The organism is Bacillota bacterium (assembly GCA_024655925.1).
Taxonomy (GTDB): domain Bacteria; phylum Bacillota; class DTU025; order DTU025; family JANLFS01; genus JANLFS01.
In genome coordinates, this window is record JANLFS010000003.1 from 11,078 (window position 1) to 25,109 (window position 14,032).

General features: G+C 59.8%; 15 protein-coding genes. All 15 read left to right on the plus strand.

Going from position 1 to position 14,032, the window contains the following annotated elements:
* A partial coding sequence (locus tag NUW23_00685) for a sugar ABC transporter ATP-binding protein (protein MCR4424695.1) occupies positions 1-963 on the plus strand: 963 nt, incomplete at its 5' end.
* On the plus strand, positions 960-1,970 hold the full coding sequence (locus NUW23_00690; protein MCR4424696.1) for a ribose ABC transporter permease: 1,011 nt from the start codon (positions 960-962) through the stop codon (positions 1,968-1,970). The genes NUW23_00685 and NUW23_00690, both read left to right, overlap by 4 nt.
* 25 nt (positions 1,971-1,995) lie before the next feature.
* Entirely contained in the window at positions 1,996-2,415 is a 420-nt protein-coding gene (gene rbsD / locus NUW23_00695; GenBank protein ID MCR4424697.1) for a D-ribose pyranase, read from the plus strand.
* A gap of 142 nt (positions 2,416-2,557) precedes the next feature.
* Entirely contained in the window at positions 2,558-3,454 is an 897-nt protein-coding gene (rbsB, locus tag NUW23_00700; protein ID MCR4424698.1) for a ribose ABC transporter substrate-binding protein RbsB, read from the plus strand.
* 125 nt (positions 3,455-3,579) lie between these two features.
* Positions 3,580-4,512, plus strand: coding sequence for a ribokinase (rbsK, locus tag NUW23_00705; protein MCR4424699.1), 933 nt, complete (start codon positions 3,580-3,582; stop codon positions 4,510-4,512).
* A 527-nt stretch (positions 4,513-5,039) separates the two neighbouring features.
* On the plus strand, positions 5,040-5,789 hold the full coding sequence (locus NUW23_00710) for an ABC transporter ATP-binding protein (protein MCR4424700.1): 750 nt from the start codon (positions 5,040-5,042) through the stop codon (positions 5,787-5,789).
* On the plus strand, positions 5,782-6,600 hold the full coding sequence (locus NUW23_00715) for an ABC transporter permease (protein ID MCR4424701.1): 819 nt from the start codon (positions 5,782-5,784) through the stop codon (positions 6,598-6,600). The genes NUW23_00710 and NUW23_00715 overlap by 8 nt, the downstream gene beginning before the upstream one ends.
* 58 nt (positions 6,601-6,658) lie before the next feature.
* Positions 6,659-6,997 carry a hypothetical protein gene (locus tag NUW23_00720; protein ID MCR4424702.1) on the plus strand — a complete coding sequence of 113 codons (339 nt, stop codon included), beginning with the start codon at positions 6,659-6,661 and terminating at the stop codon, positions 6,995-6,997.
* 35 nt (positions 6,998-7,032) lie between these two features.
* The gene (locus NUW23_00725; protein ID MCR4424703.1) at positions 7,033-7,830 is read left to right on the plus strand and encodes a FadR family transcriptional regulator; all 798 of its coding nucleotides are present in this window, start codon (positions 7,033-7,035) and stop codon (positions 7,828-7,830) included.
* A 112-nt stretch (positions 7,831-7,942) separates the two neighbouring features.
* Complete coding sequence (locus NUW23_00730; GenBank protein ID MCR4424704.1) at positions 7,943-9,220, plus strand: ABC transporter substrate-binding protein; 1,278 nt, start codon at positions 7,943-7,945, stop codon at positions 9,218-9,220.
* Between the two features lie 91 nt (positions 9,221-9,311).
* Positions 9,312-10,172, plus strand: coding sequence for a branched-chain amino acid ABC transporter permease (locus NUW23_00735; GenBank protein ID MCR4424705.1), 861 nt, complete (start codon positions 9,312-9,314; stop codon positions 10,170-10,172).
* On the plus strand, positions 10,172-11,179 hold the full coding sequence (locus NUW23_00740; GenBank protein ID MCR4424706.1) for a branched-chain amino acid ABC transporter permease: 1,008 nt from the start codon (positions 10,172-10,174) through the stop codon (positions 11,177-11,179). The genes NUW23_00735 and NUW23_00740 overlap by 1 nt, the downstream gene beginning before the upstream one ends.
* Complete coding sequence (locus NUW23_00745; protein MCR4424707.1) at positions 11,164-11,898, plus strand: ABC transporter ATP-binding protein; 735 nt, start codon at positions 11,164-11,166, stop codon at positions 11,896-11,898. Before NUW23_00740 ends, NUW23_00745 begins: the two co-directional genes overlap by 16 nt.
* Positions 11,876-12,580 carry an ABC transporter ATP-binding protein gene (locus tag NUW23_00750; GenBank protein ID MCR4424708.1) on the plus strand — a complete coding sequence of 235 codons (705 nt, stop codon included), beginning with the start codon at positions 11,876-11,878 and terminating at the stop codon, positions 12,578-12,580. The genes NUW23_00745 and NUW23_00750 overlap by 23 nt, the downstream gene beginning before the upstream one ends.
* Positions 12,581-12,641: 61 nt before the next feature.
* Positions 12,642-13,925 carry a nickel-dependent lactate racemase gene (gene larA / locus NUW23_00755; protein MCR4424709.1) on the plus strand — a complete coding sequence of 428 codons (1,284 nt, stop codon included), beginning with the start codon at positions 12,642-12,644 and terminating at the stop codon, positions 13,923-13,925.
* Positions 13,926-14,032: the final 107 nt, after the last annotated feature.

A 14,032-nucleotide genomic window follows, 5' to 3' on the forward strand; every position in this document is an offset into this window, starting at 1 on the left:
CATAGGCTCTTCGACCTCATGAAGCGACTCCGCGAGGATGGCGTGTCCATTGTCTACATATCGCACAAGCTGGACGAAGTCATGGAGATCGCGGATGAGATCACGGTCTTGCGAGACGGAAAGAACGCAGGTCGGATGAAGGCCTCCGAGGCCACGAGAGACCGTATCGTCTCCATGATGGTAGGCCGTGAGCTGTCCGCCATGTTCCCCAAGGGGGCGGGCAAGAAGGGGGACGTGGTCCTTGAGGTGGAAAGCCTGAGTTCTGGGGGCGCCCTGAGGGATGTATCGTTCAGCGCCCGACGAGGTGAGATCCTTGGGATCGCGGGTCTCTTGGGAGCGGGGCAGATGACCCTCGCCCGAGTGTTGTTCGGGATCGAGAGAATAGACGGGGGTACAGTCCGGGTCCACGGCAAGCGAGCCAGGCTTGGCAGCCCCGGAAGGGCGATCCAAGCCGGCCTGGGATTCATGCCGGACGACCGCAAGGAAGAAGGTCTTGTGCTCGGGTTGTCAGTGTCCAAGAACCTTACGCTGGCTGTGACGAAACGCCTGACGCGTTTCGGGTTCCTCAGCGGCCGGCTCGAAAGATCGGTAGCGAGTAAGCTCTGCCGGGACCTCTCGATCAAGGCCAAGGGCCCCGATCAGCCGGTTAAGTTCTTGAGCGGGGGGAATCAGCAGAAGGTAGTACTTGGGAAGTGGCTCGCGCTCGGACCGGATATCCTTATCCTGTGCGAGCCCACCAGAGGAATAGACGTCGGCGCGAAGGTGGAGATGTATAATCTGATGAACCGCCTGGCCGCAGGCGGGAAGTGTATAGTGCTGATTTCGTCGGAGCTTCCGGAGCTCATCAGCTTGAGCGACAGGATAATTGTCATGTTCGAAGGCCGGGTAGCGGGCGAGGTCAGTCGGGAGGCAGCGACGCAGACGGCGATAATGAATTACGCGGTAGGAGGCAGGGCCGGATGAGATCATGCGACCTCAGTTGGGCAAGGCGGATGGGCATGCCCCTGATCCTCCTGGCTATCGTGGGTGCCCTGTCCGTTCTGTCCGATAGATTCCTCACTGTATCGAACGCGATGACAATCGCGAGACAGATAAGTTTGAACGGCATCATCGCGGTTGGTATGACCATGGTGATCCTGAGTGGAGGAATCGATCTATCTGTCGGGGGGGTTGTGGCGCTCTCCGGTGCCGTGGTGGCCAACATCCTGGGCTCAACCGGAAGCATCCCTTTGGCCGTCGCCTGCGGCCTCGGGGTGGGATTGGCCGTTGGTTCGGCAAGCGGGTTCTTTATAGCCTACGCGAAGCTTCCGCCGTTCATTGTGACCTTGGCGGCCATGGCCGTCACTCGCGGAACTACGCTCGTTTACACTGACGGACGCCCCATTCCCGTGAGATCAGACCCGTTTTCCGTCATCGGCTCAGGGTTTATTGCGGGGATACCCGTTCCGGTGATAGTGATGCTCGCTGTCTACATCGCTGGACATGTGGTCCTCACCCGGACCCGGTTTGGCCGGTTCGTCTACGGAATCGGTGGGAACGAGCAGGCGTGCCGGCTGTCAGGAATCAATACTGCGGCGGTGAAGGTGGGAGTGTACGCAGTTTCCGGCACCCTGGCAGGGCTAGCTGCAGTCATTCTGACGTCTCGGCTATATTCGGCCCAGCCTACCGCCGGGCAGTCTTATGAAATGGACGCGATAGCCGCGGTGATCCTGGGCGGGACCAGCCTCTCGGGTGGAGAAGGAGGAGTCCTTGGTACGATAGCAGGCGCTTTGATAATCGGTATTCTCGCGAACGGGTTGAATCTCCTGAATGTCAACCCGTTCTACCAAGATGTCGCAAAAGGCCTGGTGATACTGGCGGCGGTTCTGCTTGATAGGTTCATTCACTCCCCCGACGCAGGTCGGTCAGCGATGGCGCGTGGAGGGGCGGCGGGCGCGGGCGTCAGCCGCAGCTCCGGGCATGGGCAGTGAGAGGCTGACACGAGGTGAAAGGTATATGAAGAAAGGCGGAATTCTGAACCCGAGTCTGATCGGAGTCCTTGCGGCACTCGGACACACTGATGCCCTGGTCGTATGCGATGCGGGCCTGCCCGTTCCCGACGGACCGAAGAGGGTGGACGTATCGCTTGTACCCGGGATCCCACGTTTCACCGATACGGTCAGGGCGATACTCGCCGAGTTCTGCGTGGAGAGCGCCCTGGTCGCTGAGGAAATGGTGGCGGGCAATACGGGGATCTACAAAGAACTTGTGCACATGCTCGGCGACACCCCTGTTCGTATGGTTCCGCACAAGACTCTCAAGGATCTGTCAAGAGAAGCCAAGGCTCTGGTGCGCACCGGCGAAACCACGCCTTACGCCAACGTGATCCTCTATTCCGGCATCAAGGGAGTCTTCAGGGCCGGAGAGCCCGGGTAAAGCGACTCACATTTCTCGCGGTTCACCGCGGAGGACAGGGGAGGTGGAAGCGGGGTATCGAGTCGAAGCTGTGGGGCGGACATCGAGACGGCGCTTCGGGACGGATCAGCCTGGCCAATCTCAATGAAAGGTGGTCTGCAAAGTGAAGAGAGCCATTCTGAGTCTGCTTGCGGTCGCGCTATGCGTTCTTCTATCGGGCGGGGCAGCCCTGGGGGCAGCCAAAACAGTAGTGGGCATCTCCATTTCCACTCTCAACAACCCGTTCTTCGTCGATCTGAGGGACGGGGCGAAGGCCGAAGCAGACCGGCTTGGGATCGATCTCGTTGTGGCGGATGCTCAGAACGACGCGAACAAGCAGCTGTCGCAGGTGGAGAACTTCATTCAGCAGAGAGTGTCAGTCATCCTGGTCAATCCGTGCGACTCCGATGCCATTATCCCCGCGATCAAGGCCGCGAACGCCGCTCAGATACCGGTCATCACAGTTGACCGCGGCGCGAACGGTGGAGTTGTGGCCACGCACATCGCATCAGACAACGTCGCCGGCGGAAAAATGGCGGGCGAGTACATCGCAACGCTAATAGGCGGGAAGGGCAAGGTCGTAGAGCTAGAGGGCATTCCTGGGACTTCCGCCGCCCGGGACCGCGGTCGCGGGTTCAACGAGGCGCTCAAGTCCTATCCCGGCATTGTAGTCGTAGCGCGGCAGGAGGCAGGTTTCGACCGCGCTCGGGGCATGAATGTCATGGAGAACATCCTGCAGGCTCAACCGGAGATCGACGCCTTATTCTGCCACAATGACGAAATGGCGTTGGGTGCGCTGAGAGCGATCGAAGCCGCAGGCCGACTTGCCAAAATCAAGATAGTCGGATTCGATGCGACTGACGACGCAGTCAGCGCTGTGAAAGCAGGCAAGATGCAGGCGACAGTAGCTCAGCAGCCACGGGAGATGGGCAGGCTTGGCGTAGCAAAGGCGAAGGAGCTCCTAGACGGAGCGCAGCTGCCGGCGTATATTCCAGTCGCCCTCGAGCTAGTAAGGAAGTAAGAGGCCTGGGGCCGGCGGACGGGGCGCGGACGCGAACAGACCGTCGGCCCCTAGTGTTATCCGAGGACGCGCTGTATGGCGCCCAGGTATCGGGCATGACAGCAGATCCCGAGGAGGTCCTTGCGTTGGCGGGCATAGTCGTTGTAGGAAGCTTGAACATGGATCTGACTGTGAAAGTGAAATGCTTGCCGTCCCGATTCGAGACGGTGATGGGGCGCGATTTCCAGACAACTCCCGGCGGCAAGGGGGCGAACCAGGCGGTGGCCGCCGCCCGGCTTGGCGCGTCTGTGGCGATGATCGGCCGGGTCGGAGAGGATGCTTACGGCGCCAACCTTCTGGCGAATCTTGCGAACAGCGGGGTCGACGTCTCTGGGGTGGTCGCCGACCCCGAGGCCCCGACGGGGATAGCCCTTATCACAGTGGACGATGCCGGCGCGAACACTATAGTGGTGGTGCCGGGAGCTAACAGCAAATGCAGTCCCAGAGACGTCGAGGCCCGTTCGGGCTCCATTGGGCATGCGAAGGCAGTCGTAGCCCAGCTCGAGGTGGAGACTGACACAGTGGTGGCCGCTTTCCGGGCAGCAAGGGCCGAAGGAGTCGCCACTGTCCTGAACCCCGCGCCTGCGCCGCATTCGCCTCTCCCCCGCGCGCTGCTTGAGCATGCCGACTTCATCATTCCGAACGAGGTGGAGGCAGGCGCGCTCTCGGGGATGCGAGTATCGTGCCCGGACGAGGCTTTGGAGGCCGCACGGGTGCTCCACACCCTGGGGCCTGAGCGCGTGATCATTACTCTTGGAAGCCAAGGCTCGGTGTTCGCCGGACCTGAAGGGGAAATCCGGATGCCCGCCTACAGGGTCAACGCAATTGATTCAACCGCTGCGGGCGACGCTTTCATAGGCGCATTCACCGTGGCGTTGATAGATGGCATGTCGATCAGGGATTGTCTTGCGTTTGGGTCCGCGGCGGGGGCGCTGGCCGCCTCCAAACCCGGAGCGCAGGCATCGCTGCCCTGCCTTGCCGATGTAGCGGCACTCTCGCGAAACCCGCCGAGCGGGTGAAGCAGGAGCCGAGGCCGCGACTTGATGAGCCGCAAGGCGCTAAGGGGAAGGCAGCAACAAGGCGCAACTTGCACTTGACAGCCCAAAATTCGGTGAGATAGAATTTGCCTGCTGGCGGTTCCAGTAACCTACGAAAGGAGGCCGAACCGATGGGGATCGTCACCGCTGCGGTGCTTCACCGTCGCAGAGGGGCTACTCTGCCCTTCGGGTGGGGTTATTGTGTCCTTTTCGGCTCGGCACGTCCTAGGCCTGTGTAGGTTGCGCATGTGTGCGTGATCGACGGCCGCGGGCGATGTGAGAGCCCGCGGCCTTCAAGTTTCCCAGGCACCCTATTCCGGGCCGGGCCGCGGGTGAGTGTGTTCCCCGTGGCCCGGCCTCATGTTTTGTGAAGGGGAGGTAGTCTTCAGGTGACTGCTGCGATCGTATGTGATCACGCGTTCAAGGCTTTTGTAGAGCAGCCGGAGGTCGATGACGCCAAGGATAGCACCCGCCCGCCGCGGTCATTGGCAAGGCGGTTCTTGGACCTCATGGCGCACAGGGGCGTCAAGGTGGAAGCCGTGCATGACGTGTCCTTTGAGGTGGCACGCGGGGAGATCTTCGGGATACTCGGTCCGAACGGGTCCGGGAAGTCCACGCTCATCAGAATGGTCTCGACCCTGCTCCTCCCAGACTCCGGGACAATTACAGTATTTGGCCGTGACGTGGTGGAGAACAAGCTGGAAGTGAGACAGTCGATCAACAGGGTGTCTGTGGAGGCCGCGTTCTTCAAGAAGCTTTCAGCCTTGGAGAACCTGGAGTACGCTGCACGTCTCTATGGCGTGAATGTGCGCGAAGGCCGTGAACGGGCCATGGCCATTCTCGAGCGTCTCGGATTCGCGAAGAAGAAAGCACGGACGCCCCTGGAGAATCTGTCCCGCGGCATGCAGCAGAAGGTGGCGGTCGCGAGAGCACTCTTGACCTCCCCCGTGCTCCTACTCCTCGACGAGCCTACGACAGGCCTTGACCCCGTGTCCAAGCGCGAGGTTCAGGATTTCGTGCTCGAGTTGCGGCGCACCCACGACACCACCGTCATTCTGACCACCCATGACATGCAGGAGGCGGAGAGGCTGTGCGACCGCATCGCAGTGATGGACAACGGGAGATTCGTCGCTTTGGATACGCCTGATAACCTCAGAGCGGGCATGACTCAGAACGGGCACGTGCCTTCGCTGGAAGAGGTTTTCTTCAGGCTCACAGGCAAGAACCTTGGGGATGAGATCCCGGAAGGGGTTGATTGAGTTGAATGCTCTCGCGAGGGAGATCAAGTCAAGCTACGCTCTGGTGCAGCGAAACATAAACTTAGTCCGACGATACCTCGGATGGGAGATCGTGTTCGCGTCCTATGAGGTCGTAAACGTTCTGACCATCGGGTTCATCGGAGTAAGTGGCCCGAGAGAGACAATGAACGAGCGGATACTGTTCCTGATTGCCGGAGCCCTGCTGTGGGGGTTCCTGTCTGTCTTGTTCCACGAGGTCTCCGAGTCGGTGGCGTGGGAGAGGTGGGAGGGGACCATCGAGTACAGCTTCATGGCCCCTCTCCCGAGGATCATCTACATGATGGGAGTCTGCTTCTGGGCGGTGCTCTACGGCCTCATACGGACCATTGTCTGCTTGACTGCAGTGGCGCTGTTCTTTCGGATCTCGCTTGCCGGGGCCAATCTCCCGGCGGCCCTTCTGACGTTGGCCATATCAAGTTTGGCCTTCATGGGGATGGGCCTGGCGGCGGCTGTGCTTCCACTAGTCTCACCTGAGAAGGGTTCCCAGGCTACCCACATATTCCAGGCGGTCATATTGCTCATCTCCGGTGTGTACTACGACGTTTCAGTCCTGCCCGCTTGGGTCAGACCGTTGTCTGCGATATCGCCAGCCACATACACGCTGCGGGCCGCTCGGGCTGCGTTGCTGGAAGGTGCCCCGATGGCATCCATCCTCCCAGAACTCGGCATCTTGCTCGTCTCCGGGGTCGTGTTGATCCCTCTCGGGCTTGCCATCTTCGAACGAGGCGAGCATTACGCCATGCGCACCGGGAAACTCAAGAGGAGCGGATAGAGGCCGGTTGCGTCGGGCGAGGCAGCAGGATGCGTCCTCTGGATGCGTCCTGCTGTGAGTGTGCCAAGGCAAGAGAGACATTGTAGTCGAGCTTCTAGCCGAGTGCGGGCTCCTTGTGACGGTGCCGCACGGCGCGTTCTACATACTTGCCGACATATCTCGAACAGGCCTGGACTCCTATACATTTGCCACGCGGCTTCTCTCGGAGGCGAGAGTCGCTGTGGCATCGGGGGAGACATTCGGCAATGTAGCTGCGGAAGGCCGCCACAAGGCGGCCTTTGCTACTGGCCCTTCGGCACTTCCCGGACTCTCGAGCATTGAGTCGAATTCACACATGATTTGCCTGGTTGTCTACCGCTTTTACGTGATTTCTCCGCATGATTGGCTGGACGTATGAACATTCATGGACACCATTTAGAAGGAATTCTGGCATTGCTGTGGAACGGAATGAGCGGTATGATCCTCATACCACACACTCCGATCTCCATATACGTGCACAGGAGGCAGGCCTCGTATCCAATGGAAGGCAGCAGCCCCATCCGCAAGGTTAACTTGTCGGATACCATCGTAGAGCATGTCAAATCCCTCATAGCGGCCGGCCGGCTCAAACCCGGAGATAAGTTGCCGCCGGAGCGGGAGTTTGCGGCACAGCTTGGGGTGAGTCGCACCGCGTTGCGGGAGGCATTGAGGAGTCTCAGCCTCATGGGCCTTCTCAGCATCAGACAGGGCGACGGGACCTTCGTATCCAGGTTGGTCCCGGCATCCTTCATGAAGTCGCTCTCTCCCATGCTTCTCATGAGCGGAACGGACATCTTGGAGTTGGTAGAGGCGAGAAAGGTCATAGAAGTCAAGACCGCGGCCCTGTGCGCGCTTCGGGCCACTGAAGAGGAACTCGAGTCAGTGAGCAGGCTCATACTGAAGATGGCGGAGACTCTCACAGACCTGGACAGCTTCAACCAGCTTGACCTGGAATTCCATCTTTCCATTGCCAGGGGGGCCCACAACTCAGCTCTCGTTGCCGCCTTGCAGGCTGTGAGGGATGGCCTGTATGAGCAGGTGGAGAATGTTCAGCGTCTACCGGGCGCGGCCAAGCGGGCTCTGGATTTTCATTGCCGCATTGAGCGGGCGGCCAGGGCGAGGGACTCCGAGGAAGCGGAACGGGCGATGGGGGAGCACCTGGAGGACGTGGAGCGGGCGATTCTCGCCAACATGGCGCACGCGCCCGGATAGCAGCGAGGAGGTGTTGGCGGAGGGGGAACAACTAGTCAGCAACCGATCGGCTGGGCGGAATCACACGGGACGTTGTGCATGAATCACTACGTATCTAAGGAGGCCTTGGCAGATGGTCACTAGTAGGGTTAGGAGGCACATCTGGAGGACCGCGCTTGTTTTCGCCGTGCTGCTGGCACTCTCTCTGTTCACGACCACTCTTGCAGCCGAGCAGGTGGTCAAGGTGGGTGCAGTGTATCCCCTGACCGGCGCAGTGGCGACGACAGGGGCCGACTGCCGAAGCGGTGTTGAACTCGCCCTCGAGATCATTAATGGAGTCTACGACATAGACTTCCCATTCGCCAGGACTGCTGGGATCCCCTCTCTTGGCGGAGCCAAGCTCGATGTTATCTTTGGGGATTCCCGAGGCGATCCGACCCAGGGTATGGCTGAGACAGAGAGGCTGATCACCGAGCAAAAGGTTGTAGCCATGATTGGCGGGTACCAGAGCGCTGTCGTCAAGACGGCGAGCATGGCCGCCGAGAGGCTGCAGGTGCCGTACGTTCTTTCGGATGCCACGTCTCCCGCCCTTACCGAGCGGGGCTTCAAGTGGTTCTTCCGGGTGATCCCCCACGATGGTATCCAGGCCAAGAACGCGCTCGAGCTTGTCCGAGATGTCGCGAAGAAAGAGAACACCAGCATCAAGAAAATCGGTGTGCTGTGGGAGAACACCGAGTGGGGCGCAAACGTGGCCATGGAGATCAGGAAGTGGGCCGGGGAGTACGGGTTCACTATCGTGGCCGACCTCCCTTACACCTACCGCGCGACCGATGTGTCAGGTGAGGTGCTGAAACTCAAGGCGGCTGCCCCGGAAGTTATAATCCATGCGGCGTACGTCTCAGACGCAATCCTGTTTACCCAGACCCTCAAGGCCATGGACGTCCGGCCCAAGATGTTTGTGGGGATGGCTGGCTACCTCGATCCGAACTACCTGAACACCGTCGCCAAGGACGGCGAGTACTTCTTTGTACGCGCAGTCTACGGCCTGGACCTTGCCAGCCGCAAGCCTGTGGTTGCACAGATCAACGAAATCTACAAGAAGAAGTACGGCTTCGACATGAGCCCGAACGCCGCCCGCAGCTTCACTGCTCCGTTTGTGGTTGCGGACGCGATCAACAGGGCCAAATCAACGAAACCCGATGACATCAGAAAGGCGTTGCTCGAGACAGACTTGCCTGCCGACGCCCTGATCTCGCCCTACGAGGGCGTCAGGTTCGATCCGGTGACCCACGACAATGTCCTGGCGCGGTCGCTCTACCTTCAGATTCAAGGCGGCAAGTTCAGGGTGGTATGGCCCTTTGAGCTCGCCGCTGTTCCGTACGTGTTCCCGTTCCCGGGCTGGAAGAGGTAACTGACTTACCGGGCCCGGGCGCCTGGCTTGCGCCGCACGCCCGGGCTCCTTCCCCCGCATACACCATCCACACGCGCAAGGGGTGGGAATCATGTACCTTCAATTGCTTACGGGAGGCCTCTTGCTCGGGTGCATATACGGCCTGGTCGCCATGGGGCTGAGCCTCATCTACGGAGTAATGGGGATCGTGAACTTCGCCCACGGAGCCTTCGTGATGCTGGCAATGTACGCGAGCTACTGGCTATATGCTCTGCTTCGGCTGGACCCGGTTCTTTCAACTCCACTCGTAGCGGCGCTGATGTTTGGGTTCGGTGCCGGCTGTTACTACCTGGTCATCGGAAGAGTGCTCCGAGGGCCTTTCCTCGCAAGGTTGCTTGTCACTTTCGGCCTCGGGATATTCTTCGTGAGCCTCGCACAATTCCTCTGGACTCCTGACTACAAGATGGTTGACAGGTCCATCGCGCACGGGATAATCACCATCGGTGGAGTGTTCATCGAAGGGCCCAAACTCGCCGCAAGTATCGGCAGTCTCGCCGTGGCAGCTGCTGTTTACTGGTTCGTGCGCAAGACCAAGACGGGTTTGGCAATCCAGGCGATCTCGATAGATCGAATGGCCTCGTCGCTGATGGGCATCAACCTCGAGCGGCTCAACGCGATCGCTTTTGGCCTCGGGATCGCCTCGGCGGGCGCAGCTGGGTCTCTGATGGCGAGTTTCTACTACATCTTCCCCGACGTAGGCACGATGTTCGGACTTGTGGCTCTAGTTGCCGTGGCCCTCGGGGGGTTTGGAAGTACAGAGGGTGCACTCATAGGTGCTATCCTTCTGGGGGTGATCGAGACTTTCGGCGGGTTTGTCGTCGGCCCCGCCTACAAGTACGCTCTCATATTCGTTGCCTACCTGCTCATCGTCATCATCCGGCCTAGAGGCCTCATGGGATGGGGTGCCGACTGATGAAAGCGACCGGCACAAGGAATCCGATCGTGTTGGGAGTGGCGCTGATTGCCTTCGGGATCGGGCTTCCGTTCATCTTCACGTCCCGGTTCAGCCAGCACATTCTGATAATGGTACTTCTTTACGCGCTCCTGGGCGAGGCATGGAATATCATGACAGGATACGCGGGCTTGGTCTCTGTAGGCCAAGCGGCCTTCTTCGGAGTAGGAGCGTATGTGTCCTCCTTTGCCTTTGTGACCTGGGGAGTCAATCCCTGGTTGGGCATGCTCCTCTCCGGGCTTGTGTGTGCCGCATTTGGAGTCGCCGTGGGGTTCCCCGTGTCCAGGCTCCGGGGGCGCTACTTCGCCATCGGCACTATCGCCCTAGGGCAGACGATCAAGATCATCTTCGAGAACTGGGAATACGTAGGCGCTGCCAGGGGCCTGATGCTCCCCCTGGTCCCGGAGGGCTTACTCAACTTCCAGTTCCACACCTCCAAGGCTCCGTACTACTATATCGCCTTGGCCCTGCTAGCCGGAGTAGTCGTGCTGATGTACCTCATTGAAGGCTCCAAGCTGGGCTACTACTTCAAGGCGATCAGAGAGAACGAAGATGTTGCGGCGGGTATGGGAGTAGATAAGACGGTCTACAAACTCATTGCGATCGCCCTGAGCGCCTTCATTACGGGTATCGGGGGCACGTTCCTCGCCCAGTACAGCTTGTATGTGGAACCTGAGTACGTGTTCAACCACCTCATCTCCGTGACCATCGCGCTCATCGCGGTGTTCGGTGGTACCGGGAATATAGCGGGTCCGATTCTCGGGGCTCTGATCCTAGTCCCCATATCCGAACTGACCCGGGCCTGGCTGGGCGCGGGGGGCAAAGGGATCGATCTGATGATCTACGGTGCGTTCATAGTTGTCATCTGCGTATTCGAGCCTGAAGGCCTCGTCGGCATCATCAGGCGAGTGGGGCGCTCAGCGCGCGGCGGCGAGAAGAGGGGGGTGCCGGTATGGAGGAACTTGTAGTCCAGGGCCTCACCAAGAGGTTCGGCGGGCTTGTGGCGCTGAGCGACGTTTCGTTCACCGTCCGCCCCAGGGAGATCAAGGGGCTCATCGGGCCTAATGGTGCGGGAAAGACCACCCTCTTCAACTGCGTGACCGGATTTCTGAAGGTGGATGCGGGATCCGTGAGACTAGGCCCTCAGTCCATTACGAACTGGCAGCCCAACCGAGTGTGCGGCCTTGGCATCGCAAGGACGTTCCAGGTCGTGCAAGTGTTGCAGGGCTTGACTGTCCTCGAGAACGTCATGGTTGGGGCGTACCTCCGCCGAGGCCGAACTGGGCCGGCGCGGAGGAAGGCCTTTGAGGTCCTGAAGCGAGTGGGAATGGAACAGAAGGCGGAGTCGCCCGCAGGTGGGCTTACGCTCCCGGAGAAGAAACGACTGGAAGTCGCGATGTGTCTGGCCACCGAACCCAGGATCCTGATGCTTGATGAGGCCATGGCCGGCCTGACCCCTACGGAGATCAACGAGGCGGTGGCGCTCATCAGAAGTCTTCGGGATGAAGGCATGGCCTTGGTGGTCGTGGAACATGTCATGGAGGCCATCATGCCCATCGCGGACAGCGTCATGGTTCTCGAATCAGGATGCAAGATCGCCGAAGGACCGCCCGCGGAGATCGTGAGAGATGAGCGGGTGATCGCGGCGTACTTAGGTGAGAAGTATGCTAAACGTAACTCATCTTAGCGCTGGCTACGGTGGGGTGCCCGCCCTTTCGGACGTCTCTCTCACGATCAACAGGGGCGAGATCGTAGCGATTGTAGGGTCGAACGGGGCGGGGAAGTCCACTTTGGCGAGGGCGATCTCGGGTGTTCTCAGACCAACTTCCGGCGAAATCCTCCTCGACGGTCGACGGATAGACGGGATGCCTGCTCACGACATCGTTAGGCTCGGCATTGTTCACGTGCCCGAGGGGCGTCACGTGTTCGGTAAGTTGTCCGTGACGGAGAACCTTCTGTTGGGTGCCTACACCGTGGACTCAGAGGAGACCGTGCGCAGGAGGCTCGAGTTCGTTCAGGAGATGTTCCCAATTCTCAAGGAGCGTAAGGCCCAGAAGGCAGGAAGCCTGAGCGGAGGGCAGCAACAGATGCTCGCCCTCGGTCGGGGCTTGATGGCTGATCCGAAGCTTCTGATTCTGGATGAGCCATCGCTCGGCCTCATGCCAAAGCTCGTTGAAGGGCTCTTCGATGCCATCCGGCGGATCGCCCAGGAGGGCATCACCATACTCCTGATAGAACAGCGGGTCCTCGAAGCCCTGGAGCTCTGTGACAGGGGCTATGTGATCCAGAGTGGCAGGATTGTCATGGAGGACACCGGAGACCGGCTCATCGAAAGTGACATGGTCAGGCGTGCCTACCTCGGGATGTGAGCTGAGGCGCACGCAGACCGCGGGCTTGTGCAGCCCGAGAACCCTGGGAGGTGTGCTTAGCGTGGAAGTGAGGCTCGCTTATGGCAAGCAGGGGCTTCGTGTCTCCTTACCGGACCGGAATGTCACCGTCATCGAGCCCGTATTCGTGGAGGGCCTTCCTGACGAGAAGGCAGCCGTGCTGGAGAGCATACGTTCCCCGATAGGTACGCCACCCCTTCGGGATATGGTCCGACCGCAGGATACGGTTGCCATCGTGTTCTGCGACATCACCCGGCCGATGCCGAGCAGGCGAGTACTGCCGGTCATTCTGAATGAGCTTGCACATGTGGACCGCGGCAAGATCGTCCTCATAAACGCGCTCGGAACGCATAGGCCCAGCCCTCGCCAAGAGCTTGTGGAGTTGCTAGGGGAAGAGATCGTCCGCGATTACCGCATAATCCAGCACTCATGTGAGGATCGCTCATCACTGGCGAGAGCTGGGACTCTCGCGGACGGCGAGGATCTTTGGGTAAACAAGGAATACTTGAACTCGTCGTTCAGAATCCTGACAGGGTTCATCGAGCCTCACTTCTTCGCGGGTTTCAGCGGAGGAGGGAAACTTGTCCTTCCCGGGATTGCCAGCATAGAGAATATCATGCGCGCGCACAGCTACGAGATCTTATCGGATGCCCGGTCCACTTGGGGAGTGACTGAAGGTAACCCGGTTTTTGAGAGGATTAGAGAGGCAGCGGAACTGACCCATCCCGATTTCATATTGAACGTCACGCTGAACAAGAACAAGGAGATAACCCAGGTCTTCTCAGGCGACCTCCGGCAGGCACACGGGGCGGGCGTGGACTACCAGCGGTCTGTGGCGATGCGTGCAGTTCCGCACCCCTTCGACGTGGTAATCACGACCAACAGCGGCTACCCTCTGGACCGCAACTTGTACCAGACTGTGAAAGGGATGTCCGCGGCGGCGGAGATAGTGCGTGATGGGGGGACTATAATTGCCGCCGCCGAGTGTCGAGACGGTATCCCCAAAGGCAGTAAGTACGAGAGCCTGCTTTCGATGGCGGGCACACCGGATGGAACACTCAAGATGGTATCCACACCTGGGTTTGCCATGACAGACCAGTGGCAAGTGCAGATCCAGGCGAAGGTGCAAAAGCGGGCCAAGGTTTACTTGAAGAGCGACGGCCTCACAGACGAGGAAATCCGAAGCGCCATGCTCGTCCCGTGCCAGAAGATCGAGGACGCGGTGGAGGAGGCTTTGGGAGAGTTGGGGTCCGATGCCAGCATCTGCGTCCTGCCTGAAGGGCCGCAGACTATACCGTACGTCTGGATGGTAGCAGGTGACCAGTAGGCACTTTCCGGCGCAGTGCACAACCTGTTTCACTGTTCACTCTGCCCCTGAGGCTCGTTCTTCTGCCACGCGCCCACTGCCTTAGCGCCCCCCGGCCGCGCGAGAGG